This is a genomic window from Streptomyces sp. AHU1, from assembly GCF_045343905.1.
Lineage (GTDB): Bacteria > Actinomycetota > Actinomycetes > Streptomycetales > Streptomycetaceae > Streptomyces > Streptomyces triticiradicis.
The window spans coordinates 525,127-551,509 of sequence record NZ_CP174283.1; the positions used below are offsets into that span (position 1 = coordinate 525,127).

The window sequence follows — 26,383 nt, forward strand, 5'->3', positions numbered from 1 at the left end:
CCCCCATGAACCACACCCCTGACCTCTCCCTCTCCCGCCGCGGCCTCATACGCACGGGCGCCGGTGCCACGCTCGCGGCACTGGGGCTCGGCGCCGGCGCGCAGTCCGCCTCCGCCGCGGTGACCGCCACCAAGCGGTTCGACCTCACGGAACCCTCCTACGACCTGTTCCGGTCCAAGGACACGCACGGTGCGCGGGTCCAGCAGAGCTTCTCCTTCGACTGGGAGAACAAGTTCCTGTTCGTGGCGACCAAGCGGACGGGCAGCACCGAGACCGACGGTGACCTGTGCATCAACAAGATGGACTTCGACGGGAACTACATCTCGTACATGCACCTCGACGGCTTCGGACACGGCGTCGCCTTCGCCGCGGTGCCGAGCGGCTCCGGCACCGACCTGTGGATCGAGTGCGCCAGGAACCCCGACACCGGGTACGGCACCGCGCTCACCCCCGTCCGTTACACCGCCGGCACCACCCTGAGCTCACCGGCCGCCTCGGCCGCGTACCGGCCGATCTCCGGGGCCCTCGAGTACACCTGCTCCGTCGACCCGGTCTACCAGCGCATGATCGTGCGCTACCACACCAGTGCCGGCAAGCGCATCGCCGTGTACCCCCTCTCCGACTTCCAGACGGGCAACATCGGGTCGCCGCTGGTCGACTTCAAGCAGCCGACGATCGACGGCACCGCGCAGGGCTACGCCCTCTACGGCTCGTACATGTACTTCCTGACGGGTGACCACTACCCGGGCGACGGCACGCCCGTCGGCGACGGCAACACCTACGTCACCAGCATCGACATCAACACGGGCACCGTGAAGCAGGGCCCCACCCTCACCAAGGCCGGCTCCACGCTCACGTGGCGCGAGCCCGAGGGCCTGGCGATCTACCGCACCGACGCCGGCGAGGCCCGCCTCTTCATCGGCTTCGCCACCGGCGAGGAGGGCGACCGTCGCTCCAGCATCTTCTACAAGAACGCGCTGATCTGAGCCGTGTCCGCCCGGCTGCCGGTCGTCGGCGGCCGGGCACCGGGGCGCGCGCAAGGGCTGAAAGGCTCTTCGGGCACTTCGCGCCTCCGGGCCCGGAATCACCTTCCCGCCCGGCCTGAAGGACGGGATTCCCGGCGAAGGTCGAGGGATGGAATCCCTTCTCGATCGCCATGCCTGAACCGTCGTCGCCGGAGTGAGCGCCCGCGCCACGAAGCCGGCCGACGCCCCTCCGCGGTCAGACCTTGCGGGCCAGCCCCGCGGCGATGAGGTGTTCCCAGACGGTGAGTTCCCTTTCGCCGCCGCCGTTCCACAGCTCGCCGACCGCTTCGGCCCGCCACAGGGAGGCGGGGACCACTCCGGGTTCGAGGATCTCCAGACCGTCCAGCAGGGACGCTATCTGCTCGTCGGTGCGCCAGCGGCCGCGGCCGAAGGTCTGCTGGAGGACTCTCTCCGCCTCGGCCGTCTCCGGGTTGTTGCCGGAGCGGAAGTGGCTGACGAAGAAGTAGCTTCCGGAGGGCACGCGGTCGCGCCAGTAGCGCACGATCCCGGCGGGGTCCTCCTCGTCATTGACGTGATGGAGGATGGCGCTGAACATCACGGCCACCGGGCGCTCGAAGTCGATCATCTCCCGGGTTTCGGGGTGACTGTAGACGGCCTCGGGATCACGGACATCGGCCTCGATGACCCGGGTCCGGTCGTTCTCCTCCAGCAGGGCTCGTCCGTGGACGAGCACCTGGGGGTCTATGTCGACGTACACCACGCGGGACTCCGGGACGTGCCGTTGCGCGACCTGGTGCACGTTGTCGGCGGTCGGCAGACCGCTTCCCAGGTCGATGAACTGGGACACGCCGGTGGTCGTCACGATCTCCGCGACCGCCCGGGTCAGAGCCGAGCGGTTGGCGAAAGCGATCGCCACCGAGCCGGGGAGATCGCGTTTGAACACATCGCCGATCTCCCGGTCCACGGCGTAGTTGTCCTTGCCGCCCAGCAGATAGTCGTAAACGCGCGCGATGCTGGGCCTTGTGGCGTCGATCGAGGTGCCTTCGCTCGTCATGGCGACCATCCTCCCCCGCGGAGGAACCCGCTGCCCAGCACTTTGGACCATCCAACGGGCAGGACACGCTTCGGTGTTCGGCCCGGCCCTCACTCTGTTGTCGAAGAACGTACCGGACACCACTCGTCGGACCGGTGGTCACGTGTCGGGGGTGCCGGGCACGTGACTCTCCCGGTTCTCGGCGCATGTGCCACACTTCGCCCATGCCACTGGTGTGGGTCACCGGCAACTCGGGTGTCGGCAAGTCGACGGTCTGCGATCTGCTGAGGGACCGAGGGGAGTCGGCCGTCGATGCCGACTGGGAGGGCTACAACCACTGGGTGGACCGGACGAGCGGACGGGTTGTCGTCGACCCTCCGGATCCCGTGCCGGCCGGCTGGCTCGACCGCTTCGCGTGGAGGATCAACCGCACGCGTGTCGAGGCTCTCGCGGCGGGATCGCACGAGAAGGCCACGTTCCTCTTCGGCACTGTCGAGAACGAGGTGGACGTGTGGGACCTGTTCGACAGCGTGGTCTGCATCGTGGTCGACGACCGGACGCTCCGGGACCGTCTGCTGACCCGCACCACGAACTCCTTCGGCAAGCACCCGGAGGAACTGGCGGCGGCACTCGGGTGCAATGAGGGCATGGAGTCCACCTACCGACGCTTCGGCGCGACGATCCTCGACGGCACCCGCCCCGCGGCGGAGGTCGCCGACGCCGTCCTCGCGGCCGCCGACCGCAGGACCGTCCGCCCGGGTGAATGAGCGCACCGGCCTGTCGTCTCATCGTCACCGCGGTCGGGAAGCGGGGACACCGTCCGCGGAGCCCCCGCCCCGTACTCGATCAGCTCCAGGTCATGTTGATCTCACGCTCGAAATTGATGTATCCAGCGCGCCGGAAGGCGTTCGCCATCGGGAGGTTGCCGAGGTCCGTGGACGCGCGGATACGGGGGACGTGCTGCTCGGCGAGGATTCGGGTGCCCTCGGCGAGGATGTCGTCGATGTAGCCGTTGCCGCGGTGCGAGGGCAGGACCGCGATGTAGGCGATGATCGCGTTGTAGTCGTTGCGGGCCGGGACGACGAATCCCACCGGCTCTCCGTCGGACAGTGTCGCGATGCGCCACCAGTCCCGCGGGCTGGTGTAACGCGCCAGCTCGTCCTCGTAGTGCCGGACGGCCGCTTCGTGTACCGACATCCGGGTCAGGTCGTCACGACCGTGCGCGTCCAAGGTTCCGTCCAGAACCGAGGACATCAGAGCCACGAGTTCCTCGCCATCGTGGACCGGCCGGAAGACTAGGCGCCCGTCGGGCTCGGGAACCGGCGATTCCGGGCGCCGTTCCAGACGCCGTTCCAGACGCAGTCGTTCGACGAGGAACCGGGCACCGGTCCGTTCGAGTACCGTCATGCGGTCTTCGACGGCTTGTCTCGTCACCGCGTCCTCACGCCAGTCCGGCGGGACGAAACGGCTGTACTCGGGGGGACGCGACCCGTTCGGGAGGGTGGCGGCCATCGCGGCGCGCAGAAGCCGCACCCCGATGTCCACGTGGTCGGAGCCCGAGGCGCCGTCGTCGAGGTCGAGGATGTCCAGGACGAGTGGTGCGTCGCCAGCTGACCGGCTCCACCAGGCCGCCCTGGCGAGCAGGCGGTCACCACGGAGGGCGACCCACATCCATTCCGGACGTCGGCGGCCGGCGGCGAGGTCGTCCGCCAGTTCCTCGTTGAGGACGTAAGGCAGTCGGGAGAAGAGGCCGAGCTCTTCGTGTCCGGTGATCGGACGCATGGTCAGGTCGTTCGTTCTCACGGTCGAGGCACACTCCGGTGAAGGCGCCCGTTCCCTCCGAGGTCAGACGTGGTCCGCGCCCCGGGAGGGCACAAGCGCGGTGATCATGGGGATCATGGGCTTGTCCCTCCTCTCGCTGTCGTGGCCCCTCAGCCCTCGTGGTGGGGGTCCGACGGTTACGTCTATCCAACCGCAGCCCTCGTCCGCGAACCCTTTTCGATCACTCTTTCCGCCTGGTGGGGTCTCGCCGCGCGGGAGGCGGTCCATGGCGGCCCGGGCACGGTTCTCGCACTCGGTCCGCTGAGCCGCGGAGATTCCTACGGACCAGGGCGCGCCCGCGCCGGACGTGTGCCGGACAGGACGGGGAACAGCGGGGAACCACGGGGAACAGCGGAGACCAGGCCGTCGGCCGGTCGAGCCGCGTGGCCGATCAGCCGCAGGTCGGACCGGCAACAGCCACCGAGAAACCCCGGCTTCCCAAGCCAAGAGCTCCGATCGCCTGAAACGCGGTGGCCGTCCGACGCATGGTTCTGTACCTTCCCCCCATGACCAACAGCCGAAGGGGCAATGCCGCGTAGGCGCCCGTCAGCCCTGCGGGGCGACCTTCCTGTCCGCCCCTGGAGGCGGCGACGGTACCCGTTCATCGATCGTCTTTCAGGATCGTGCACAGCTGACCTGCGTCGGCTGGAGCGAACCCGCTTCTGGCCCGAAGCCACAGAAGAAGCGTTCTGGCACTGGCAGGCTTATGCCCATGGCCCCCTCAGACACCTTGTAGACCCCCTCGCAGGTCCCGACTGCCGCATCCCTGAATGCGGGTGTTACGGCGCCGGCTTCCGTGATCACCTCGAAGCCGTGCTCCACTCGTTGCCGAGGAAGAGCGCGCGCGAGCTGCGGGCCCTGGTGCGGGCCCTCGACGGGAAGATCCTGGCAAGGGCCAAGGTCATCCCGGCTGACAGCCTGGACGTGCCATGGTGGCGAGGTCGGCTCTAGGACCGTGGCCGGCCGTCTCGGTCTCCTTCTCGTTCGTCCCCGTTCACGGCCATTCAGCCGAGACTCCAGCCATCTCCACGTCGACAGCCATCCGCCCACGAACGCGGATGAACGCCCCCGCACGCACCTCACGACCCCACCACCGCAGCTGGAAAGCGCGCACCCGCCATCGGCACGGGACAGAGGCGGTGCGCGGCCGGCACCGGCCGCAGCGTCATGGGTTTTCTCGTCGCTCCACAGCGTGGCCGATGAGTTTGCGGCTCCCGGCCGGTCCAAGCTCGTGACACCCCAGGAAAGGACACCGCCATGTCGGAGCTTCTCGTCGACTTCATCACCTCCCTCGACGGCTACGCATCGGGAGAGGGATGGCCCGGGTTCTGGGGCCTCGAGGGCCCGGAGTACCTCGCGTGGCTCGGCGAGCAGCCCGAGGCCACCTACCTGATGGGAGCGAACACCTACCGCCTGATGTCGGGCTTCGCCGCAGGCGAGGTCCCGAGCGGCCAGGACGAGTTCAGGCCCGAGGAAGAGGCGTCCGTCGACGAGCTCACACAAGCGTCCAAGGTGGTGTTCTCCTCCTCGCTCGAGGAGCCACTGACGTGGGCCAACTCCACGCTCGTCCGCGACGACGCCGTCGAGGCGGTCCGCGCCATGAAGTCGAGCGGCTCGGGGCTCCTCAGCACGATCGGCAGCCTCAGCCTGTGCCGGTCCCTGCTGCGAGCCGGACTCGTCGACCGCTTCCGGGTCGTGATGTTCCCGGTGATCACCGGGGCCACGGGCGAAGAACGCATCTACGACGGCTATCCGGACGTTGCCCTCGAGATGACCGAGCACCGCACCTTCGACGGCCGCATCCAGCTGGTCGAGTACAAGCCCAGCGTGCTCGAGCACCCGCCGCTCGGCGTCCCCGCATGACGTCGCCCCGCCGGCGCCGGTCCGGACGGCCGCCGGGCCGGCGGGCGCGGAGCGAGACCTGACAGAGGGCGAACGGCCGACGTCAGGACGCCCGGTCCAGGTCGTGGCCGCGTGAGGGTGGCGGCACGATGGCCGACACGCCGCCCATCGACGCCGAGGACACCCTCGACGACGAGATGTGCGCCCCGGTCGTCAACGAGGCGACCGGCGAGGTGCGGGTGCTGGTCGACGGCCTTCTTGTACGGCTCCATCCGCGGCGAGGTCCGTACCGGCCGCCGCGGCACTGGGGACGCCAGAGCTTCGCGTACCGGCCGGCGCGGACGTCCGCGGACCGTCAGCACAGGTGAGGGACACACCACCCCGAGGCACCGCCTTTACCCGACTTGCTTCAGGACGAAGAAGTCGCGTCGCTAAGGTGCGTCGTATGGGCCTGGGCCATATCGCAGTTGCGACAGGCCGTCCGTTGTCCGAGGTCGGAGGGCGGCAAAGCGTGGCGGGTGGGTGTCGGGCGACTGCGCCAGGTGCTTGATCCTGTGCCTCAGGTACAGGATGAGGCGCTGTTCGAGATATGAGCCATGGCTGTCGCCGACATGGGGGAGGTGACGACGGACTGAAGGGTCGGCTCCGTCGCCCTGTGGTCGGTGTCCGTCCCGGTCCAGCGGTCTTCGCCGAAATGGACGGAGCAGCCAGAATCTGACGGGTGCTGCACGTACGAACGAACGGGTTTCCCCGGGGGCCGGTCGTCAGGGGAGCTGTTCGCCGGTGCGGGGAGGGGGATGGTCGTGCTCGAGGCGGCGGGCGAGGGCCGTCCGGGAGCGCACTCCGAGCTGGGTGAAGATGTTGCGCAGGTGGTATTCGACGGTACGGGTGCTGATCGACAGCCGACGTGCCACTTCACGGTTGGTGGCGCCCTGGGCCACCGAGTGCGCGATGCGCAGCTGCTGCGGAGTGAGAAGCGCCGACGGTCCCGTCCCGGACCCCGACGAGGGCACGGCGGTGGACGCCTCTCCGGCCGCCCTGAGTTCGGCGTCGGCCTGCTCGGTCCATACGTCGGCACCGCATTGGTCGAACCCCATGACAGCGCTGCGCAGTTGGGTACGCGCCTCCACGGGACGGCGTCGGCGCCGCAGCCACATCCCGTACGCGAGATGGGTCCGGGCGTGCTCGTAGGGGCTGTCGACCTTCTCGTGCCGAGCGAGGGCCGCGGTGAAGAGGTCCTCGCTGTGCTCGTTGCCCGCCACCAGGGCCCGGCAGCGCAGTACGACCGCCGGGGCCTGCGGATCCGCGCCCCGCGAAGCCCACTGGGCATATTGGTCGATCAGATGTTCCACGTCCGCGTCCACGTCGTGACCGGCGAGGACCGCGGCCTCGATGTAGCAGGGGACGGCCATCATCCACAGACCGAAATGGCCTTGCCGCGGTCCCGCGTGAACGAGCGGCGCCAGTCGCGCGGCGGCGTGTTCGGCGTTGCCGTGGCCCAGGTCCGCGCGGGCCCGGGCCCACTCGGCGAGCGTTCCCGCCTGGCTGAGTCCGTGGGCGTGGGCGGTGCCCAGGGCCGACTGCGCGTGCGCGGCGACCACGGCCGGGGCGCCCGCGATGGAGGCGGCCAGGGCGAGGACCGCCGACAGGCCGGCCGTCACATTGCGTTGCGGTTGCCCGGCGGCGGCCTCCAGACCGGCCTCCGCGTGCACACGGGCCTGGTGGTACCTGCCCTCCCGCAGTTCGGCGTAGGCGAGGTGTTCCAGGATGCGGGGAAGGAGCGCCGGCGCCGCTTCGGAGCGGGCGGTGGCCAGTGCGAGACCGAGGACCTGCCGTGCCGCCGTGAGGTCGCCCAGCATGAGCGCGATCGTGCCCGCGGACAGCAGCCGCGAGGCCTCCTGTTGCGCCCTCAGCACGTTCAGTACGGGGCCGAGCAGGGTGTTGGCGCGTTCGAAGTCGCCGTGCAGGACGCTGTGCATGCCGTCGCGGTAGGCGCGCCAGAAGGCCTCGGCCGGATCGTGGCCGTCTTCCGCGGGAGGTGCCCCGCCGAGGGGAACGGCTGGGGAGCACAGCGCGTCGAGCGCCGCGAGGTAGCCGTCGCGGTCGCCTCCCGACCAGGCCGCCAAGGAGGCGTGGACGCCCGCCTCGCGCGAGCGGGCCGGGTCGGTCGTCCGCAGGGCGCCGGCGGCGAGGAGCAGAAGGTTATGGGCGTCGGAGACGGGACCGTCGCGCAACAGACGAAGGCCGAGCGTCATCTCCTCGTGCGCAGGCGGCAGTTGCTCGACTCGTGCGGGAGAAGCGTCCCGTTGGCCAGGATCCGTGCCAGTTGCCCCGTGCCCCACGCGCACCACCGTTCTCCGTGCTCTTGCTGTGCCGATCGTAACGAGCGGCCGACAGGGGCGGGCCCGGTTCCACGGCATCGCCGTCCGTCCGGCAGGGGCGCACCGGTGGCCGACCGGTGATTCCACCGATACGCAAGAGGCGCGGCGCTTCCTACGGTGCTGTTGCGCTCGGCGGACGGATCCCGCCCCGAGCGCTCATACCGCCGCTCGAGAAAGAGGAACCCCCCCATGTCCCGTCACGCGTCACGACGTCGTCTCACTCTCGTGTCCCTCGCAGGTGTCGGCGTTCTCGGCGCGGCAGGCCTTTCCCTGCTGCCCTCCATGGCGTCCGCGGCCCCGTGCTCCGACGTCGAGGTCGTCTTCGCCCGCGGCACCGGGGAGGCCCCGGGGCTCGGCATCACGGGGACCCCGCTCGTGAAGAACATCAAGAGTGCGCTGCCGGGCAGGACCGTGTCGTCGTACGCCGTCGACTACGCGGCGAACTTCTCGCAGACGAGCGCCGGGCCCGGCGCCACCGACATGACGAACCGCGTCAGGTCGACCGCGGCCAGTTGTCCCGACACGTCCTTCGTGCTGGGTGGTTACTCCCAGGGCGGCAGTGTCACCGACATCGCTCTCGGGATCCGTACGCGGCTCGGCACCGGCCGCGCCATCCCCGCGGAGCTCGCCGGCCGCGTCAAGGCGGTCGTCGTCTTCGGCAACCCCCTGCGGCTGTCGGGCCGCACGATCGCGTCGGCCGGCGACGTCTTCGGGCCCAGGGCCAAGGAGTTCTGCAACACCGGCGACCCGGTCTGCGGCAACGGCCGCAACGGCGCCGCGCACCTGACCTACCACCTCAACGGCAGTGTCGAGCAGGGTGCCCGGTTCGCCGCCGAGCGGATCGGCCAGGGCTGAGCCGCAGGTGGGCCCCGGCCGCTCGCTGTTACCGTCGCGCCATGTCCAAGACCGAGATAGACGTCGTGACCGCCGAGTTCTTCGCCGCCTTCGACAACCGGGGAGGAAGGGCCGCCGACGTGGCCCGGATCCGCCGGCTGGTCCTTCCGGGCGGCGTGATCGTCAAGACGGGACCGGAGTTCACGGTCTGTACCGTGGACGAGTTCATCGAGCCCCGCCGACGGCTGCTGGCCGAGGGCCGACTGGTCGAGTTCTCCGAGTGGGAGACCTCTGAACGCACGGAGATCGCGGACGACATCGCCTCCCGCTTCTGCGAGTACCGCAAGTCCGGGATCCTGGACGGCGAGCCGTTCGAGGGAGGCGGGACCAAGACCATCCAGTTCGTCCGCACCCCCCAGGGCTGGCGGATCACGGCGTTCGCCTGGCACGACCGGTCCTGACCCTCGTCCCGTCCGGCGTTACGGCCGTACGGCTTCGTCCTCTCGCCGGAGGCGGCCGGTGAGGGACGGGTCCTCGTCCCGGCACCGGATCGTCCGGTGCCGGGACGTCCGTCGTCAGAAGCCCCACGGGCTGAGTTCGACGATGGCCGCGAACAGGTGCCCCCAGACGTCCTGCGCGGGCGTTCCCTCGTTCACCGAGAGCGGTTCGAGGGCGGCGGCCTCGCTCAGGAAGTCCCGCTTGCCGTACTCGCCCGGGTACGAGTTCCAACAGGCGCCCATGAACCGGTACACGGCCTCCAGCAGCCGCACGAAGGTCTCCGTGTCCCGGGCGAAGGGGAACGGGCCCTGACCGTTGCGGACCATCGACACCGCGCCCGTCACGGGGTGGACGAGCACCCGGCCGGTGTCGCCGTACGCCAGCTCGAAGGTGCCCAGGTGCAGCAGGCCGTTCTCGTCGGGTTCCAGTCCGTGCGCCTTCCCGTCTCTCCAGGCGAGGGTGAACGAGGCGACTCCTGCGGCGAACCACGTCGGCAGTCCCGCCGTGACGGCCAGCTCCCGGGTGGGCTCGTGCGTCAGCGCGGCGGGCAGTCGGTCCCGCGTCAGCAGCACCGTCCCGTCCGTGTCGAACGCCTCCTCCAACCGGGCGGCGTCCAGAGGGGCTTCGGCCGCCGCCGGCCCCGCGAACCACGGGACGCCCTCGCCCCAGGAGACGGTGTCGGAGTCCGTCGGCCCGTCGGCGGCGGCGTCGTTGCGCTCCAGGACCACGACGCCCCGCGGTTCGAAGAACACGACGCGACCGCCGCCGAGGGGTTCGGGCTCCTCCCAGGTGTCGGGCTGGTGGAGGCCGTGGTCGTCGTCCGGGTCGAAGGGGACGGGCCCCTCGACGACGGCGTCGTACGGCCGCTCGGTGAACTCGCCGTCCGCGGGGGCGGGGACCCGTTCGCCGGTGGCCGGGTCGAGCCAGTGCTCCCGGGTCCACTGCGACCACACCTTCAGCAGCAGACGGCCGTCCGGTGCCTCGTGGACCTCGACGTTCGCGTCCCCGCTCAGGTTCGGCCGGGCCCGGTACGCGCCGACCGGCCGCCACCAGGCCCAGACGGTCCGCCACGGCATGCCCGGCTCGGCTTCCGCGACCAGGTCGGCGTAGGCGTCGTGTCCCAGGGCCTTCGCGCCGAAGTGCAGCCACGAGGCGAACTCCGCCCGCGACACCTCGGCTCCGTCGAGGATCGTGACGGCCTGGGCCCAGGCCTCGCGGCCCGCTCCCCCACCTGTGGCGGGCAGGTCCCGAAGGGCCTCCGGGCCGGCGGCGAGCAGGTCCGCGGGAGAGGCGAACAGCGTGTCGAGATCGTCGCGAGTCATACCGACATGCTGTCAGCCACCACTGACAGCGCCGCCCACAGGGCCGGGCCGGACTCCCGTCGAGCGCGTGGACCGAACCGCCCCGTACCCTGCCGGAACCGCCCGTCCGCCGTGGTCGTCTTGTGCGCTGACTGTGTACGCGGCAGGGAAAGCGGGGGCGTTGTGAAGCGGAACGTGACGAAGGCCGGTCTCCTCATGGTGGCCATGGCGACGGTGCTCGGGGCCTCGGCCTGCGGTGGGAAAGCCGGTACGGCGGCCGGGGGAACTCCCCCCGCGCACAAGGGGGAAGCCGTGGCGCCCTTCGAGGGCGGGGCGTCGGCGTCCTCCGGCGCCGTGGGGTCGTTGTCCGGGGTCGCGCGGCCCGCGGCGGCGCCCGTCACGCGGCACGTGCCGTGGAACCTGGACATCCTGGACCAGCGGTCGCGGCCGCTGAACGGGAAGTTCACCACCACCGCCACGGGCAAGGGCGTTCACGTCTACGTGATCGACACCGGGATGGACATCGCCCATGGCGAGTTCGGCGGACGCGCCCACCTCGGCGCCGATTTCGTGGGCGCGAGGGACTCCGGTGACTGCTTCAGCGAGTCGGGGATCGGCCACGGCACGTTCGTCGCGGGCGTCATCGGCGGGAAGAAGTACGGGGTGGCGCCCAAGGCGGACCTCGTACGGGTCCAGGGCGTCCTGTGCGAGAGCGGGGGCGGCGGTTCCCGGGCGGCGGCCGAGGCGGCCGTGGTGAAGTCGGTCAAGTGGGTCACCGCGCACGCGCAGAAGCCCGCGGTGGTGAACATGTCGCTCAACTTCGGCTACCGGTCGGCGGCCGTGGAGTCCGCGGTGAAGAAGATGGTCGACGCGGGGATCCCGACGGTGGTGTCGGCCGGCAACTTCCATGACGACGCCTGCAAGCACTCCCCGGCCGGCGTCCCCGGCACGATCGTCGTGGCGGCCTCCACCCCGAACGACCGCCCGTGGAGCGACGGCGGCTCCTACGGATCGGGCTACGGACGATGCGTGGACCTGTACGCCCCCGGCCAGAAGGTGACCGCCGCCCTCTCCGGCGGCGGTACGGCCACGGTGGACGAAGGCGCGACGTCCTGGGCCGCGCCGCACGCGACCGGCGTGATCGCGCTGTACCTGTCGGCGCACCCCCACGCCACGGCCCGCGAGGTCCACGTCTGGCTCGACCGCACGGCCACCCGTGGTGTCCTGCACGGCGTCCGCTCCGACACTCCCAACCGGCTGCTCAACACCGGCGGCATCTGACCCGCCCCGGGCGGGCCGACGGACGGCCGGGGGCGGACGACCGGGAGGCATGAGCGTCGAACGTCATGTCCGGACCGGGTCACGTGCGCTCACCGGCCGGTCCTCACGCCCGGGCGGTGGGTGAAGGCGCTCCGGTAGGCGGCCGGGGACATGCCGATCTGGCGACTCAGGTGCTGGCCGGAGCGACCACGGTCTTCAACGCCGCCATGACGGCGTATCACACGTGGCCGGAGAGCATGCCGCCGTTGTTCGCCTCCATCCTCGCCGCGACCGAGCGGGCCGGTGCCGACTACGTGATGCTCGGCAACCACTACGGCTACCGGCGGACCACCGGGCCGGTCACCGAGCGCACCCCGATGACCCCGCACACCCGGAAGGGCCGGGTGAGGGCCGAGCTGTGGCGGCAAGCCGAACACGCCCACGACGAAGGACGGTTGCGCGTCACCGAGGTACGGGCCGGCCAGTACCTGGGTCCGGGTGCGGTATCGGCGTTCACGCTGCTGGTCGCGCCCCGGGTCCGCGACGGCGAACTGGCCCTGATCCACGGCAACCCCGATGCGGCACACTCGTTCTCGTACACCGAGGACGTCGCGGCGGCGCTGGTGGCGGTCATCGGCGACGAGCGGTCCTGGGGACGGGCCTGGCACGCCCCGGTCATCACCACGACCGTGCGCCGGGCCGCGACCGGTCTCGCCGAACTCCACGGAGCGCCCGAACCGCGGCTGGAGCCGCTCACCGAACGGGGCATGGCGCTGCTGTCCTTCGCCGATCCGCTGTGGCGGGAGTTCGCCGAGATGGGCCACACGTCCGAGCGTCCGTCGGGCGGTGTGTTCAGCGGGTGTCCCCAGGGAGACCGGCAAGGTGCGCAGGATGCGGGTCAGTTCGTCGCGGTCGGCCTCTCCTCCGGACCCGAGAGGACCGCGGACAGGCGGGCAGGCGGGCAGGCGCCGGAATGGTGGCGGTCCGCGCCCGGGGGATATCCCCACTCCGGACCTGGGGTGCGCCGGATCGTGTCCGCCCGGAGATCGAAACTAGCGTTCAGCCATGATGTCGCCCCTGCGAAAGCGCCTCGCCATGACACTCGTTGCCGCCGCACTGCTCACCGCGGAGACGGCCCCCGCCGTCGCCGGACCCGCCGGATCCGCTCATGCGGGACGGTTACGCCAGGACACCGAGGCGATCCACGCCCTCGGTGTCAGTGGCGTACAGGCCCGTGCGATCGCGTCCGACGGCCGGCAAGCGGTCGCCACCAGCGGTACCGCCGACCTGAGGACCGGCCGCCCGGTCTCTCCCGACGGCTACTTCCGCATGGCCAGCACGTCCAAGACGCTGGTCGCCGTCGTGGTCCTCCAGCTGGAGGCCGAGGGCAGGCTGTCCCTGGACGACACCGTCGACCACTGGCTGCCGGGAGTGGTCCGGGGCAACGGCAACGACGGCAGCCGGATCACCGTCCGCCAACTGCTCCAGCACACCAGCGGCATCCACGACGACCTGCCCGGATACACCACGCCGGAGGAGTACTACCAGCAGCGTCACGACGTCTACGGCGCCGACCAGCTGATCGCCCGCGCCATGGCCCACGCGCCGGACTTTCCGCCCGGCGGGGGCTGGGAGTACTCCAACACCGGCTACGTCCTGCTCGACATGATCATCCAACAGGCCACCGGGCTCCCCTCCCACCAGCAGGTCCAGGACCGCGTCCTGCGCCCTCTCGGCCTCGACCGGACCCGGTGGACGGGCACCTCACCCACCCTGCCGCCGCCGCACGCCCGGGCCTACCAGTTCTACGGTCCCGGCTCCCGGGTGGACGTCAGCGACCAGGTACCGGTGGACCACGAGAACCTTTCGTACGTCACGACCACACGGGACGAGAACGTCCTCCTCCGCGCACTGCTCGCGGGGCGCCTGCTGCCGGCCCGGCAGCTGGCCGAGATGAAGCGGACCGTCCCCGTGAGCGCGGAGGTCCAGCAGCTCTGGCCCGGTGGACGGTACGGGCTCGGTCTGGCCGAACGCCCCCTGAGCTGCGGCGGAACCTACTGGAGCCACGAGGGCGGGGACGGCGGCTACATCACTCTCAACGGCGTCACCGACGACGGCCGGCGAAGCGTCGTGGTCTCCATGTCCGAGGCACGCGGCGACACCCTGGAGCACGTGAAGGAGCAGGAGGACGCGGCCAGCGCCCTGGTCGACCACGCGCTGTGCGCCGGGGACCGCGGCACCCCGTGAACGGAGGCGTCGTCACCGTGACCGGTGAACCCGGCGCGCTGCCCGCCGAGGCCGTGGATCGGCGTCGCACGCATCGTCCCTGGTGACGTCGGCATCGGCATTGACATCGACAGGGCAATCAATTCCGGCCGTGATCTGTACCGATGGCTGATTCATGATGCATGGTGTGCGTGCGGGTTCTCTCCGCTCCCCCGGACGGAGAACCCCTTGCTGAGCTCCGCCGTCTGCTCGCGGAGACAGCGCCGCGCCTCCCGGCTCCCCACGGGAGGCCACGCGGCTGCCCGCTGTCCGCCCGTGCCGTACGGCAGGCCCCTCGCCGGGCCGGTGGCCCGACCGTGTCAACCGAGGTACTGCATGACCCGGGACCACGCGGTCGGTGTGCCGGACGCGGTGGGTGCGGGGCGCCGGTCCCGCAGCCGGCGCCAGACCGGCCGGGGGCAGCGGCCCTTGGGGCGGCCGTCGGTGAAGTCCTGGTAGGGCACCCTGAGCGGCTCGAGGCCGATCTCGACCCAGTGGTCCTTGCCCGAGGTGAAGTCCCAGCCGTCGTTGGGGATACGGATGTGGTCGTCGCGGTTGTCCTTGTTCTGGCTGGTGATCTTGAGGACTTCCGCGTGCTGGAGGCGGTTCCTCATGACCACGCAGTAGCGCTCCTTGCTGCCCTCGGCATCCCGGAACGGAACCACGGCGTGCCAGATCTCGCCCGGAGCCGGGCGTCGGTTTCCCGGCGTGAGGCCGCCGTTGTCCCACCAGCTCATCGCCAGCAGGCAGAGGTACGCGGCGAGACCGGCGGCACCGCACTGCGCCATGGCGCGGGAACTCCACTCGGGCGAGTCGAACCTGGCCGCGGCCCAGTGGGCGGCGCTCTGGCCGAGTACGAGCACCGCCACCGTGCGGACGAGGAAGACCCATCGGGCGCGGGGCCGGCGGCGGCCGGCGAACAGGGCCACACCCGCGGCGGCGACGACGGGGACGCCGTAGACGACCGCGTACTGGTCCGGTCCCTGCAGGTGCAGCGGTGGTTCCTGTGCCGCCATCAGGTCGGGCACGGTGACCGGTAACGCCAGGACGTAGCCGACGACGACCCACAGGTTCAACAGCAGATAGCCCTTGACGGCCATGCCCAGGCAGGACGTGTCGGTACGACGGGTCACCGGATCCCCTCTCCGTGTCGGACGTCGAATTATGCAGCCAGTCACGGCCGTGAGGGGTGGCGAAGTCCAAGTTCACCGGGCGTATCGAACTCGCCGACCGGCAAGCGACTTCGGGGAGACACGGCGATACCGATCATCGGAGCCACCGGGAAGGTCGGCCGTGAGCTCACCCGCGAACTCGACGCGAGAGAGGCGACGTCACGTCCCCTCGTCCGGGACCCCGCCCGCGCCGCAGGGCTGCCCGAGCGAGCCGGGCGAGCCGCGGGCGAACCAACGACGCTCGCTCCCGCCTTCGCCGAGGCCGTGCCCCGGCGGAGCACCCCGGACACTCGCCGACGCCGTCACGGAGGGCTTCGCCCTCATGCGCGTCGGCACCACCGGTCTCCGGACGGACCCCGGGGAACAGCTGCTCGACCGCAGGCCGCGGACTTTCGCCGACCGGTGCGCGCGCAACACCGAGGCGTTCGTACAGCCCGGGACCGCCTGAACCGACGGACGGCCACGCCCTCGGCGATGAGCCGCCGGCGGGAGGCGGCCGACGACCCGGCGACCGGGAGATCACCGAGCGCTCCCGAGCGGCCCACGCGGGTCCGTGAACGGGTCAGAGTGCCGGTTCGGGAAGCTCTCCGGGCTCGACCACGACGACCTCGACACGGGTGCAGCCGACCGCTTCCAGCGCCCGCCGACGCCGGGTGGCGGAGCGCTTGTCGTAGCGGCCGGCGGAAGCCTGGGGCGCACCGTCCGGGTCGGTCCACGTCAAGCTGTAGCGGCGTTCCCTGGTCGACATACAGCCATCCTCTCCGGCACCGCCGGTTCGTGCGGGCGCACCCCGGCCGGTCCATGGTCCACGGTCCGTTCGATGCAGCAGCTTCACACACCCGGGGCCGCACCGGAAGGATTGGCAGAAATCATTGCCTCACGGTGGGAACGGGAAGCCGCCCGGGCACCTGTCGGAAGGCGGCAACTGGGCGGTCGGCGCGGGCGAATCCCCAGCGAGCGGCGGCGGGCGCGACGATCGCCGTGTTCGAGATCACTTCCATGCAGTTCTTGATCCACATCGGCCCATCCCGGCCGTAATCGGCTGGAAACGGCCGGAACCGGCCGACCTCGCTCAACCGATCACCGCCCGTCGACGGGGCGCGAGGGTGTGGGGGTGCGGGGGTGTGGGACATGGCCGGACGACGCCACACCGCCGGTAATTCATTCCGGGGGCGCTTCGGGGATCTGGGTGGGGCCGTGACGGTCGAGGGCGTCTTCCAGTTCGGCGCGGATGTCCGGAGGGATCTCGCCGTCGCGTCCCCACACCAGGATCAGCTCGGCGACGTTGCGGAGCTTGATGTTGGTGTGCTGGGAGACGTCCTTCAGTACCGCCCAGCCCTGGTCCGGGGACACCCGGCCGAGAGCGACCACCATCCCGATGGCCTGGTCCACGACGGCGTGCGAGGTGACGGCCTCCTTCAGCTGCTGCACTTCCTCCTCGAGCTCGAGGACGCGGTCGCTCTCACCGTTCGATTCACTGGGTTCCGGTGCCATGAGGCCATCCTCCTGATTCGACCGGCTCGATGCCACCAAGCGCACCACGTCCGTGGCGGTCGGCCGCGAGCGCCCGAGGGCCCTTCCGGAGATGACGGACGGGCCGCCGACCGGCCCGGGCGCGCATGCTCGTCGATCTCCGATCGTTACGCCGAGCGACTCTAATGCGCTGGCAAAATCCGCTGGCTGTGGGCTTGAATGCGACTCGACGCGATCATTGCCGTGGACGCGTCCATGAAGAGATGAGGGTGGGAGCGAACGTGAAGTCGGTTCCGGGGCGCGTCCTGATGGGCATCGGCGTGACGGCGGTGCTCGCCGCGACGGCCGCGTGCGGCGGACAGGACACCGGAGGCAGCGGCAGTGACCCGAAGAAGCCCGCCGCCGAGGCGACGCCCACCGTCCAGGAGGAGCTGAAGCCCCTCACCGAGGCACAGCTGACGAAGGCCGTGATCACCAAGGCGGACGTCAAGGGCTACCGCGTCGGCGACACTCCCGACGACGAGATCCCGGAGGCGAGCGTGCCCGCGAAGCCCGCCGCCTGCCAGGCTCTGGCCGACATGTTCCTGCTGAGCACCGAGCCCGACGCCACGGCCCGCGTGTCCCGCTCGCTGACGAGCCTGAAGCCGACCGACGGCACGGTGCTGCGGGTCGGTCTGCTCGCGCACAAGGAATCGGACGCCAAGAAGGTGGTCGCGGATCTGCGCACCCAGAGCGGGACGTGCGATTCCTACGAGCACACCGACTACCAGTACACCGGGGTCAAACCCGCGAAGGCACCCGCTCTCGGTGATGAGGCGGTGTCGTACACGATGACCAGCGACATCGAGGGCACCGAGATCCCCGTGACCTACACGATCGTGCGCAGTGGTTCGACCCTGGCGGTCTTCTCCGCGATGAGCGCCCTGGGCGGAAAGGCCCCCGCGGTGCCCGCCGTCGTCGTCGAGGCGCAGGTCGCCAAGATCGAGAAGACCGTCTGAGGAACCGCCGGCTCCCGGCCCGGCATCCGCGCGGGACCCCGGGCGAGCGAGCGCCCGGCGGAAGGACCCGCGCCCCGCCGGGCGGGCCGGCCCCTTCGCGCGTGCGTGGCACGCCGTTCCGGCCGGCCCCTTGGGCAACATCCGGTACAACAAGGCCATTTCCGTTGAACTGGCCTCTAGAATCTGCCTGTTGACTCCCTCGTCCGTCCGCACATCCGCACGTCCGACGATCAAGGAGCACAGGATGCAGGATCGGCCCGAGGACGTCCCGGCGCAGCCCCAGGCGCAGACGCCACCTCCACCCGGCTCCACCTCTCCGCCCGCACCCGCGCACCAACCGCAGGCGCACCCCCAGCCTTTACCGTCCCCAAGACCCGAACCAGCGCCGGGTCCGGCACCCGCACCGGCACCGGCGAACAGTTACGGGCCTCCTCCCGTTCAGCCTCCGGCCCCGCAGTACGCGTACGGGCAGCCGCCGGGCTTTCCCTCCCCGCCCGGCGGCAAGGGCAGTGCCGGCCGGGCGGTGCTGTGGGCGGCGGTCGGCGCGGTGGCCGCCTCCGTGCTGTGGGCCGGAGGGATCCTCCTTCTCGGCCCGTTGAACGACGACCCGGATCTCGCGGGGTACCGCGCCAAGGCCAACCTCTGTTCCGTGGTCGACTACACCGCGCTGAGGACCGAGTACGCCGAGGAGGACAGCTCTCCCACGCACAACTCACTGAAGCACAAGGCGATCGACCAGAGTTACTGCAGCATCTCCCTGAAGACGTCCTCCAGTTCCTCCTACTCCGACGCGTACCTCTCGGTGGAGATGGACCTGCACAAGACGACCGACCCGTCCCCCGAGTTCACGGCCGTGTGGTCCGAGTACGGCCAGCGTTACGAGGACTACGAGGTGGAGGAGGTGTCCGGTTTCGGCGACGAGGCCTATCTCGTGACCGAGGACACCACGTCCGGCGCGGGAACCAGCGGCAGCCGGGCGGTGACCCTCGCGGTGCGCGACGGCTGGATGACCTACCAGATGAGCTGGAGCGCTTACACGTCCTCCTACGAGACGACCACTCCGCCCGAGATCAGTGAGGTCTCCCGCTGGGTGAAGAGCGACACCCGCTCGACACTGGAGAACCTCCGGTCCGACTGACCCGACGACGGCCCGGAGCCCGTCCGGCCGCACCGGTTCCGGACATGGAAGAAGCCCCTGGCCCGCACGACACGGGACAGGGGCTTCGCAGAGCGCCGGGCAGGCCTTGCACCTGCATTTCCCCGCAGGAAGCGGGGCGTCTTTCCTTGGACCACCAACGCAGCACCGACCGGCGTTCCCCGCCGACCAGCTCAAGATCAATCATAGCGCACGGTCCGACGGCCGCGGCACACCGCCGGGAAACGCCCGGCCGGGCGCGATGAACCCGGTCACGGCCGGATCCCGGTGCCACGATCGGCTTCATGTTGGCAGGGCTGGCGTTGGCGGTCGCCGCTTGCGTCTACCTCGTACTCGGTATCGCGTGGTCACTGCGTGCCCGCGGCGATCGCAGGAGCGCCGCGCACCCGGCCCTGACCGTCCTCGGCGACCACCGGCGTGACCGGCCGCGCCAGAGCGTCCTCCACAAGGAGCAGTGGGAGAAGGAGCGCGAACGCCGGGTGGACGTGGACGCCCCGGGAACTTTCCAGGCCGTCGACGGCAGGAAGGACCGCCACCCCGGCCCACGGAGGGTCAGAGGCTCCTCCACCCCCGTGCCTCCCGGGCCAGGTGTTCCCATACGGCCGCCAGCGCCGGGCTCGCCGACGTGTCGCGGCGGGACGCGAGGTACAGGGTGTTCAACGGCTCGACCTCGGGCCGGTGCATCTGCACCACATGGCCTGCGGCCAGTGCCGGAGCGACGAGGTAGCGGGGCAGTACGGAGATGCCCATGCCGGACACCACCGCGGCCAGCACGGCGCGCAGGTCCGGGACGACGACCGCGACCTGATTGGGTGGCCGCCGCCCGAACTCGCTGCGCCAGTAACGCCGGATGATCGGGAGGTCGGCCGCGTAGGCCACCAGCGGCATGTGGGACAGCGCGGCGACCGGGTCCTCGGCCAGCCGCTCCTGGTCGACGGTGTGCGCCAGCGCGGGTGGCCCCACCAGCAGGAACTCCTCGTCCACCAGCGGTGTCACCGACAGTTCCTTCCGCTGGGGGCGGACCGCGGAGATCACCAGGTCGAGCCTTGCCGCCGCCAGCGCCGTCAGCAGCTCCTCGGCCAGGCCCAGCGTCACCCGGATCCGGAGGCCCCGGGCCGAGAGCGGCGCCAGGGCGGGAATCACCTGGAGGGACATCAGCTCGGCCGCTCCGCCGAGGCGGACCGTGCCCTGCAGCATGCGCTCCTCCCCCGAGGGGACCAGCGCGGTGCGCAGCCCGTCGACGTGCAGGCCGACCCGGGCGGCCAGCGCCGCCGCCCGGGGTGTCGGCTGGGCGCCCTTGCTGGACCGGACGAACAGCGGCTCGCCCAGTTGCTCCTCGAGGCGGGCCAGCTGACCCGTGACGGCCGGCTGGCTCACCCCCAGCCGCGCGGCCGCCGCGGACAGCGAGCCGGTGCGGTAGATCTCGAGGAACGTCGCCAGTAGGTCCAGGCCTGGCAAGGGCATCTCCGTCCATCACTGAGCTTATGGTCCGCTCCGGTCGATCAAATCCTAGTGATGGAGTCGGCGGTCCGGGCACGACCGTCGATCCTGCCGGGCCGTGCCGTGCGTCCGCAGGGGACGGAGCGCCCAGATCCATAACTCTTCTTATGGGATGAAAAAGCGGCAGGGCATTTCCGTGATGAATCCTGGAGTTGTCCCGAGCACCGCGGCACCACGGTCCGCGGGTGACGGGCACCACCTTTCGAAGTCGTCCCACAGATAAGAGCAGGCATTCCGATGTCGAAGATCCTGATGATCGTCTCAGCCGCAGACAGCTTGGTCCTGGCCGACGGGTCCACCCACCCGACCGGTTTCTGGGCGGAAGAGGTCGCCGCCTCCCACAAGGTGCTGCGCGCCGCCGGAGCACAGGTGGACATCGCCACTCCCGGGGCCGTCCGCCCGACGGTCGACGCCCTCAGCCTCGACGCCCGCGGCGGTGTGTCCGAGAGCGACGCCGAGGAGTTCCGCGCCTACCTCGACAGCCTCGACGACCAGCTCTCCAGCCCGCTGCCGCTGGCGGAGGTGCGCCTGGGCGACTACGACGCGCTCTACATCCCCGGCGGTCACGCGCCGATGGCCGACCTCGCTCACGACACCGGTCTCGGACGGCTCCTCAACGAGGCCGACGCCCAGGGCACGGTCGTCGCCGCGCTGTGCCACGGCGTCGCCGCCCTGCTCAGCGCCACGACTGGGGACGGCGGCTTCACCTTCGCGGGCCGCGCCCTCACCGCCTTCGCCGACGAGGAGGAGCGCCAGGGAGGCCTGGGCGAGAACACCCCCTTCTTCCTGGAGAGCCTGCTGCGCGAGCGCGGTGCCACGGTCGAGACCGGGGCGCCGTGGAGCAACACGGTCGTCGTGGACGGCAACCTGATCACCGGACAGAACCCCCAGTCCAGCACCGCCACGGCAGAGGCCACTCTGAAGGCACTGGCCGACCGCTGAGTCGTACCGGGCGGGAAGACCGCCGCGGAGAGCACGTCACGCCTCCGCGGCGGTCCTCCCGCCCGTCGGCGGCCCCTGACGCTCGGGGCCGCCTCTTCTCGTGATCAGGCCACGAGGCACGCCGCACCCCAGAGTTGAACATGTTCAAAAATCAGGGTTACGCTGCTGCCGAGCGAAGCCGAGGGGGGTTCGATGAAGGTAGTGCTGCCCGGGGGAACCGGACAGGTGGGCGCGATCCTCGACCGCGCGCTGACGGCGGCCGGACACGACGTCATGGTGCTGACCCGGCGTCCCGTGCGGGCGCACCACATCGGATGGGACGGTGCCACGCTCGGCCCCTGGGCCGAGGCGATCGACGGCTGCGACGTCGTGGTCAACCTGGCCGGACGCAGCGTCTCGTGCCGGTACACCGCCGAGAACCTGCGGGCCATGATGGACTCCCGGGTGGATTCGGCCCTGGTCGTCGGCGAGGCGATCGCCGCCGCCGCGCGCCCGCCGCGCGTCTGGCTGCAGATGAGTACGGCGACGGTCTACGCCCACCGCTTCGACGCGGCGCACGACGAGACGACCGGGGTGATCGGCGGCTCGGAGGCCGGCGTGCCGGACTACTGGGCGTACAGCGTCGAGATCGCGAAGAACTGGGAGCGGGCCCAGGCCGAGGCGCCGACTCCCGCGACCCGCAAGGTGGCGCTGCGCTCGGCGATGGTCATGAGCCCGGACCGGGGCGGCGTGTTCGACGTGCTGTCGTGGCTCGCGCGGCTCGGGCTGGGCGGTCCGGTGGCCGGCGGGGCGCAGTACGTCTCCTGGATCCACGACGAGGACTTCGTGCGGGCGGTGGAGTTCCTGATCGCCCGGGACGACATCGAGGGGGCGGTGAACCTCGCCGCGCCCGGCCCTCTTCCCCAGCGCGCCTTCATGCGGGCGTTGCGGGCGGCCTGGCGTGTCCCGGTGGGCCTGCCGGCGACACGCCGGATGGCCGAACTGGGGGCGTTCGTGCTGCGCTCGGACACGGAGCTGCTGCTCAAGAGCCGCCGCGTGGTACCGGGTCGGCTGCGCGCGGCCGGGTTCACCTTCACGCACCCCGAGTGGGAAGGGGCCGCCACGTCCCTCGTGCGGCGGGCCAGGGCGGCTCGTACGGTAGCCGGGCGGACCCGGGAACCGCGGCGGACCGCGTAGCCGACCGACCGCGGCACGGCGCGGGCGCGCGGGCCGCCGACGGCCTCAGGGCGCCTCGAGGACCCGCATGAACTGTTCCGCGAGCGCGGTGGTGTCGATGCCGTCCACGTCGCGTCCGGACAGGACGTGGAAGAAGGCGGGACCGATCAGGAGGGCGGTCGCCTGTTCGGACGACAGGGCGGTGCCGCAGGCGGCACGAGCCGCGTCCACCACGTCGGCGGCGCTCTCCCCGAGGATGTCGCGGGAGGCGAGCAGGGCGGCGACATCCGGGTCGTGCTGGGCCTCTCCCATGAGGGCTCGGTAAGCCGCCCCGGCGTGGGAACGCGCCAAGAAGGCGACCAGGGCGCCGAGATAGGCCTCGACGTCCTTGCGGGGGTCGTCGCTGCGGGGCACCGACAGTTCCTTCCGGGCGTCCAGGACGCTCGCTTCGTACAGGACCTCCGCCTTGCTGGACCACCAGCGGTACACGGTCTGCCGGCCCACACCGGCCCGTTCCGCGATGCCCTTCATCGTCAGCTCCGCGTAGCCGACCTCGACCAGCAGGTCGTCGACCGCGTGCAGCACGGCGGCCCGCGCGCTCTCGCTGCGGGGCCGTCCGCGACCGTGTCCGTCCACCATGTCGCCACTATAAACGAGGCACCGTGTACCGCATGTGCTACTTTTACGGTGCACGGTGTCTCGGAAATGCTGTGACAGCCTCCGCGCGCCTCCTCCGTGCTTCGTGTACCGCCCCCTGTGAAGGAACGAGAGCGATGACTGTCACGCTGGAAAGGCCCGCGCGTCCTGCGCAGAGGTCAGGCCTGGTACTCGCCTGCACGAGCGTGTGCACCGCCCTGGTCGTCGGGTTCGTCGCGGCGATCAACCTGGCCGTGCCGAAACTGGCGGCGAGCTCCCTGCATCCGACCTCGTCGGAGCTGCTGTGGATCGTCGACGCCTACGTGGTGATGTTCGCCTGCCTGGTCATCCCCGCCGGCGCGGTCGGTGACAAGCTCGGCCGCAAGGGGACCCTCCTGACGGGGCTCGGCATATTCGCGGCCGGAGCGGTCGTGTCGGCCGTCGCGCCGAACGTGGCGGTCATGCTGGCCGGCCGTGCCGTCACCGGCCTCGGCGCCGCGTGCGTCCTGCCCAACTGTGTCGGCGTTCTGCTGCACGCCACCGCCCCCGAGCGCCGGACGCACGCCCTGGCGGTCTGGGCGGCGGCCACCGGCATCGGCGGTGTCGTCGGCAACGTCGGGGGCGGCGCCGTCCTGACCGGGGGGTCGTGGCGGTCCCTGTTCGTGGCGGTCGCGGTCGTCGCGGTCGGCTGTCTGGTGTGGGCGGCGCGATCGGCGCCGCGCAGCGCCCGCCACGAACGCACCCTGGACGTCCCCGGCACCCTGCTGTTCGTGGCCGCCGTGGTGGCCCTGCTGACCGGCATCATCGAGGGGCCCGGACAGGGCTGGGGCAGCACCGTGGTGCTCACGGCCTTCGCCTGCGGCATCCTGCTGGGCGTGTGCTGGGTGCTCGTCGAACTGCGCGTCGCGCACCCGATGCTCGATCCCCGGGTGTTCCGCAGCCCGGCGCTCGGCAGCGCCGGGCTCGGCATGGCCATCACGTTCTTCGGCAGCTTCGGCCTCTTCTACGTCAACGCCTCGTTGCTGCAGTACGGCCGCGGGTTCTCCGTCCTGCAGACGGGGCTCGGCATCGTCCCGCTGACCGTCCCGCTCCTGGTCGGCACCCCCTGGGTTCCCGGACTCGTCCGTCGCGCCGGGGTCCCCGCGACGCTCGCCGCGGCCTTCGGTCTCACCGGCGCCGGCCTGCTGTGGCTCTCGTACGCCTCGAACGCGGCCTACCCCGTCTACGCGGCCGGGCTGGTCGTCGTCGGACTCGGCATCATGCTGGCCGCACCGTGCCTGACCGCGCAGATCGCCTCGGCCCTCCCGGTGGAGCGGGCGGGAATCGCCGGAGGCCTGCAGTCGGCGACCCGCGAACTGGGCAGCGCCCTGGGCGTGGCTGTCGTGGGCACCGTTCTCACGGCCGGCTTCACCCGGCACCTTCCCGCCGCACTCGGTGAGCACTCGCCCGCGCCGCGCACCGTGAGGGAAGCGCTCACGCTCGCGCCCTCGGACCGCGCCGCCGTCACCGAAGCGTTCACCCATGGAGCCGACACCGCGCTGCGCGCGGCCGCTCTCGTCGTCCTCGTCGGCGGGGCCCTCGTCGTCGCGGGTTCCCGGTACGCCGCCGGGGCGGCCCGGCGCTAGGCGGCAGGGCTCCTCCCCGCAGACTCCCCCGTACGCGGCGCGAAGTGCCGTGGCCAGGGGACTTCCGACCGGCTTCGTCAAAACCACACTCCCCCTCCCGGGGGCGAAGGAGGCAACGTTCATGCGTGCGTTCATCACCGGAGCAACCGGCTGGATCGGATCCGCCGTCGTCGACGAACTCCTGTCGACCGGCCACCAGGTCATCGGCCTCGCACGGTCCGAAGACGCCGAGCGGGTCCTGACGGCCAAGGGCGCCGCGGCGCTCCGCGGTGACCTGGACGACCTCGATGCCCTGCGGCGAGGCGCCGCCCGGGCCGACGCGGTCGTCCACCTGGCCAACAAGCACGACTGGGGCGACCAGGCCGGGTCGAACCACACCGAACACGCCGCGGTCGAGGCCCTCGGCGATGCCCTGGCGGGCACCGGCCGTCCGTTCATGGTCGCCGCCGCGCTGTCGGGTCTGGTCGAGGGCCGGCCGGCCACGGAGGCCGACGCCTCGCCCGCCTTCGGCCCGGATTCCAACCGTGGCGGCGGCGAGAACCTCGCCCTGGACTACGTCGCGAAGGGCGTACGGACGGTGATCATGCGATTCGCGCCGAGCGTTCACGGCCGCCGCGACTGGGGCTTCGTCAACTTCCTCACGGCCGCCGCCCGTGAGCGGGGTGTCTCCGGATACGTCGGTGACGGTTCCGCGGCCTGGTCCGCCGTGCACCGCACCGACACGGCCCGCCTCGTCCGTCTCGGCATGGAGCGGGCACCCGCCGGCACGCGTCTGCACGCCGTCGCCGAGGAGGCCGTCACGACCAGGGAGATCGCCGAAGCGATCGGACGCAGTCTCGCACTGCCGGTCGTCTCCGTCGCGGCCGAGAACGCCGGGGCCCACTTCGGCTTCGTCGGCGGCTTCTTCGCCTCGACCATGACCGCCACCAGCGACGCCACCAGGCGGCTCCTGTCCTGGGAGCCCAGCGGGCCCACCCTGATCGAGGACATCGACACGGGCGCCTACGCGATGGTCTGACGCACCGGCGAGGCCGCCCCACGGGCGGTCAGCCGAGGTAGTCCGCGCGTCCCTCGTCGTCGAGCTCGAAAGCGCCCTCGGGGATGACGCAGAACTCATTGCCCTCGGGGTCCGCCATCACCAGGAACCCCCCTTCGTCGTACTGCTCCAGCCTGCGCCCGCCGAGCTTCTCCACCCGTTGCTGCTCGGCCGCGGGGTCGGGTGAGGTGACGTCGAAGTGCATGCGGTTCTTGCCCGACTTGGGTTCATCGGTCCGCTGGAAACCCAGGCCGAGACCGTTCTCCCGCCGGAGCCATACGTACGGCCCCATGCGGCCCACGACCGGTCTGCCGAGCAGCTCGGACCAGAACACGGCGAGCCGCTCGGGGTCGACGGCATCGACGATGAGTGCGTTGACCCGCAGGGGAGGGTTCGACATGCGCCCGATCCTCTCAGAGACGCTTCTTCGGGGACCGGCCCCGTCGCGAACGGCGTCCGGTGGACCTGC

At 71.1% G+C, this 26,383-nt stretch carries 27 protein-coding genes; 16 read left to right on the plus strand and 11 right to left on the minus strand.

Going from position 1 to position 26,383, the window contains the following annotated elements:
• Positions 1-5: 5 nt before the first annotated feature.
• Positions 6-986: a teichoic acid biosynthesis protein C gene (locus tag ACICHK_RS02425; protein ID WP_406835394.1), complete on the plus strand. Its 981-nt coding sequence runs from the start codon at positions 6-8 to the stop codon at positions 984-986.
• A gap of 235 nt (positions 987-1,221) precedes the next feature.
• Here ACICHK_RS02425 and ACICHK_RS02430 read toward each other — a convergent pair whose 3' ends face one another.
• Positions 1,222-2,040 carry an SAM-dependent methyltransferase gene (locus ACICHK_RS02430; protein WP_406835395.1) on the minus strand — a complete coding sequence of 273 codons (819 nt, stop codon included), beginning with the start codon at positions 2,038-2,040 and terminating at the stop codon, positions 1,222-1,224.
• Between the two features lie 203 nt (positions 2,041-2,243).
• On the opposite strand from ACICHK_RS02430, the gene ACICHK_RS02435 reads away from it, so the two are divergent.
• Complete coding sequence (locus tag ACICHK_RS02435) at positions 2,244-2,786, plus strand: AAA family ATPase (RefSeq protein ID WP_406835396.1); 543 nt, start codon at positions 2,244-2,246, stop codon at positions 2,784-2,786.
• Positions 2,787-2,865: 79 nt separating this feature from the next.
• Here ACICHK_RS02435 and ACICHK_RS02440 read toward each other — a convergent pair whose 3' ends face one another.
• A complete protein-coding gene (locus ACICHK_RS02440; protein WP_406841146.1) occupies positions 2,866-3,801 on the minus strand; it encodes a GNAT family N-acetyltransferase in 936 nt (311 codons plus the stop codon).
• An 852-nt stretch (positions 3,802-4,653) separates the two neighbouring features.
• Here ACICHK_RS02440 and ACICHK_RS02445 point away from each other — a divergent pair.
• The 3 genes from ACICHK_RS02445 to ACICHK_RS02455 all read left to right on the plus strand — a co-directional run bounded on the left by ACICHK_RS02445 (position 4,654) and on the right by ACICHK_RS02455 (position 6,050).
• Complete coding sequence (locus ACICHK_RS02445; RefSeq protein WP_406835398.1) at positions 4,654-4,791, plus strand: hypothetical protein; 138 nt, start codon at positions 4,654-4,656, stop codon at positions 4,789-4,791.
• Positions 4,792-5,097: 306 nt separating this feature from the next.
• Positions 5,098-5,703: a dihydrofolate reductase family protein gene (locus ACICHK_RS02450; protein ID WP_406835399.1), complete on the plus strand. Its 606-nt coding sequence runs from the start codon at positions 5,098-5,100 to the stop codon at positions 5,701-5,703.
• 128 nt (positions 5,704-5,831) lie between these two features.
• Entirely contained in the window at positions 5,832-6,050 is a 219-nt protein-coding gene (locus ACICHK_RS02455) for a hypothetical protein (RefSeq protein WP_406835401.1), read from the plus strand.
• Between the two features lie 396 nt (positions 6,051-6,446).
• Here the strand turns inward: ACICHK_RS02455 and ACICHK_RS02460 are convergent, their stop codons facing one another.
• Entirely contained in the window at positions 6,447-7,937 is a 1,491-nt protein-coding gene (locus ACICHK_RS02460) for a LuxR C-terminal-related transcriptional regulator (RefSeq protein WP_406835403.1), read from the minus strand.
• Positions 7,938-8,288: 351 nt separating this feature from the next.
• Between ACICHK_RS02460 and ACICHK_RS02465 the strand changes: the two genes are divergently transcribed.
• Both ACICHK_RS02465 and ACICHK_RS02470 read left to right on the plus strand, forming a co-directional pair.
• Complete coding sequence (locus ACICHK_RS02465) at positions 8,289-8,918, plus strand: cutinase family protein (protein WP_406835404.1); 630 nt, start codon at positions 8,289-8,291, stop codon at positions 8,916-8,918.
• 41 nt (positions 8,919-8,959) lie between these two features.
• The gene (locus ACICHK_RS02470) at positions 8,960-9,358 is read left to right on the plus strand and encodes a DUF4440 domain-containing protein (protein ID WP_406835405.1); all 399 of its coding nucleotides are present in this window, start codon (positions 8,960-8,962) and stop codon (positions 9,356-9,358) included.
• Positions 9,359-9,472: 114 nt separating this feature from the next.
• Here the strand turns inward: ACICHK_RS02470 and ACICHK_RS02475 are convergent, their stop codons facing one another.
• Positions 9,473-10,717: an SUKH-4 family immunity protein gene (locus tag ACICHK_RS02475; protein WP_406835406.1), complete on the minus strand. Its 1,245-nt coding sequence runs from the start codon at positions 10,715-10,717 to the stop codon at positions 9,473-9,475.
• Positions 10,718-10,891: 174 nt separating this feature from the next.
• Between ACICHK_RS02475 and ACICHK_RS02480 the strand changes: the two genes are divergently transcribed.
• Positions 10,892-11,977, plus strand: coding sequence for a S8 family peptidase (locus tag ACICHK_RS02480; RefSeq protein WP_406835407.1), 1,086 nt, complete (start codon positions 10,892-10,894; stop codon positions 11,975-11,977).
• A gap of 1,044 nt (positions 11,978-13,021) precedes the next feature.
• Positions 13,022-14,203: a serine hydrolase domain-containing protein gene (locus ACICHK_RS02485; protein ID WP_406835408.1), complete on the plus strand. Its 1,182-nt coding sequence runs from the start codon at positions 13,022-13,024 to the stop codon at positions 14,201-14,203.
• A 338-nt stretch (positions 14,204-14,541) separates the two neighbouring features.
• On the opposite strand, the gene ACICHK_RS02490 is transcribed toward ACICHK_RS02485, so the two are convergent.
• On the minus strand, positions 14,542-15,354 hold the full coding sequence (locus ACICHK_RS02490) for a hypothetical protein (RefSeq protein WP_406835410.1): 813 nt from the start codon (positions 15,352-15,354) through the stop codon (positions 14,542-14,544).
• Between the two features lie 361 nt (positions 15,355-15,715).
• Here ACICHK_RS02490 and ACICHK_RS02495 point away from each other — a divergent pair, with 361 nt between their 5' ends.
• The gene (locus ACICHK_RS02495; protein ID WP_406835411.1) at positions 15,716-15,841 is read left to right on the plus strand and encodes a hypothetical protein; all 126 of its coding nucleotides are present in this window, start codon (positions 15,716-15,718) and stop codon (positions 15,839-15,841) included.
• A 114-nt stretch (positions 15,842-15,955) separates the two neighbouring features.
• Here ACICHK_RS02495 and ACICHK_RS02500 read toward each other — a convergent pair whose 3' ends face one another.
• Both ACICHK_RS02500 and ACICHK_RS02505 read right to left on the minus strand, forming a co-directional pair.
• On the minus strand, positions 15,956-16,141 hold the full coding sequence (locus ACICHK_RS02500; protein ID WP_103553444.1) for a hypothetical protein: 186 nt from the start codon (positions 16,139-16,141) through the stop codon (positions 15,956-15,958).
• A 413-nt stretch (positions 16,142-16,554) separates the two neighbouring features.
• On the minus strand, positions 16,555-16,887 hold the full coding sequence (locus ACICHK_RS02505; protein ID WP_151467831.1) for an ANTAR domain-containing protein: 333 nt from the start codon (positions 16,885-16,887) through the stop codon (positions 16,555-16,557).
• Between the two features lie 260 nt (positions 16,888-17,147).
• Here ACICHK_RS02505 and ACICHK_RS02510 point away from each other — a divergent pair, with 260 nt between their 5' ends.
• Together ACICHK_RS02510 and ACICHK_RS02515 are read left to right on the plus strand one after the other, a co-directional pair.
• Positions 17,148-17,864 carry a hypothetical protein gene (locus ACICHK_RS02510; protein ID WP_406835414.1) on the plus strand — a complete coding sequence of 239 codons (717 nt, stop codon included), beginning with the start codon at positions 17,148-17,150 and terminating at the stop codon, positions 17,862-17,864.
• 523 nt (positions 17,865-18,387) lie between these two features.
• A complete protein-coding gene (locus ACICHK_RS02515; RefSeq protein WP_225860365.1) occupies positions 18,388-19,002 on the plus strand; it encodes a hypothetical protein in 615 nt (204 codons plus the stop codon).
• A 365-nt stretch (positions 19,003-19,367) separates the two neighbouring features.
• On the opposite strand, the gene ACICHK_RS02520 is transcribed toward ACICHK_RS02515, so the two are convergent.
• On the minus strand, positions 19,368-19,556 hold the full coding sequence (locus ACICHK_RS02520; protein WP_406835416.1) for a hypothetical protein: 189 nt from the start codon (positions 19,554-19,556) through the stop codon (positions 19,368-19,370).
• A 16-nt stretch (positions 19,557-19,572) separates the two neighbouring features.
• Positions 19,573-20,478 (minus strand): LysR family transcriptional regulator, encoded by a 906-nt coding sequence (locus ACICHK_RS02525; protein ID WP_406835418.1) that lies wholly within the window; start codon positions 20,476-20,478, stop codon positions 19,573-19,575.
• A gap of 279 nt (positions 20,479-20,757) precedes the next feature.
• Between ACICHK_RS02525 and ACICHK_RS02530 the strand changes: the two genes are divergently transcribed.
• Both ACICHK_RS02530 and ACICHK_RS02535 read left to right on the plus strand, forming a co-directional pair.
• Positions 20,758-21,462 carry a type 1 glutamine amidotransferase domain-containing protein gene (locus tag ACICHK_RS02530; RefSeq protein ID WP_406835420.1) on the plus strand — a complete coding sequence of 235 codons (705 nt, stop codon included), beginning with the start codon at positions 20,758-20,760 and terminating at the stop codon, positions 21,460-21,462.
• A gap of 192 nt (positions 21,463-21,654) precedes the next feature.
• Positions 21,655-22,638 (plus strand): epimerase, encoded by a 984-nt coding sequence (locus tag ACICHK_RS02535; RefSeq protein ID WP_406835422.1) that lies wholly within the window; start codon positions 21,655-21,657, stop codon positions 22,636-22,638.
• Positions 22,639-22,683: 45 nt separating this feature from the next.
• Here the strand turns inward: ACICHK_RS02535 and ACICHK_RS02540 are convergent, their stop codons facing one another.
• A complete protein-coding gene (locus ACICHK_RS02540) occupies positions 22,684-23,256 on the minus strand; it encodes a TetR/AcrR family transcriptional regulator (RefSeq protein WP_406835424.1) in 573 nt (190 codons plus the stop codon).
• 134 nt (positions 23,257-23,390) lie between these two features.
• On the opposite strand from ACICHK_RS02540, the gene ACICHK_RS02545 reads away from it, so the two are divergent.
• Positions 23,391-24,878 carry an MFS transporter gene (locus ACICHK_RS02545; RefSeq protein WP_406835426.1) on the plus strand — a complete coding sequence of 496 codons (1,488 nt, stop codon included), beginning with the start codon at positions 23,391-23,393 and terminating at the stop codon, positions 24,876-24,878.
• Between the two features lie 121 nt (positions 24,879-24,999).
• On the plus strand, positions 25,000-25,896 hold the full coding sequence (locus tag ACICHK_RS02550; protein ID WP_406835428.1) for an SDR family oxidoreductase: 897 nt from the start codon (positions 25,000-25,002) through the stop codon (positions 25,894-25,896).
• 28 nt (positions 25,897-25,924) lie between these two features.
• Here ACICHK_RS02550 and ACICHK_RS02555 read toward each other — a convergent pair whose 3' ends face one another.
• Positions 25,925-26,314, minus strand: a complete 390-nt coding sequence (locus ACICHK_RS02555; protein WP_406835431.1) for a VOC family protein — start codon at positions 26,312-26,314, stop codon at positions 25,925-25,927.
• Positions 26,315-26,383 lie beyond the last annotated feature (69 nt).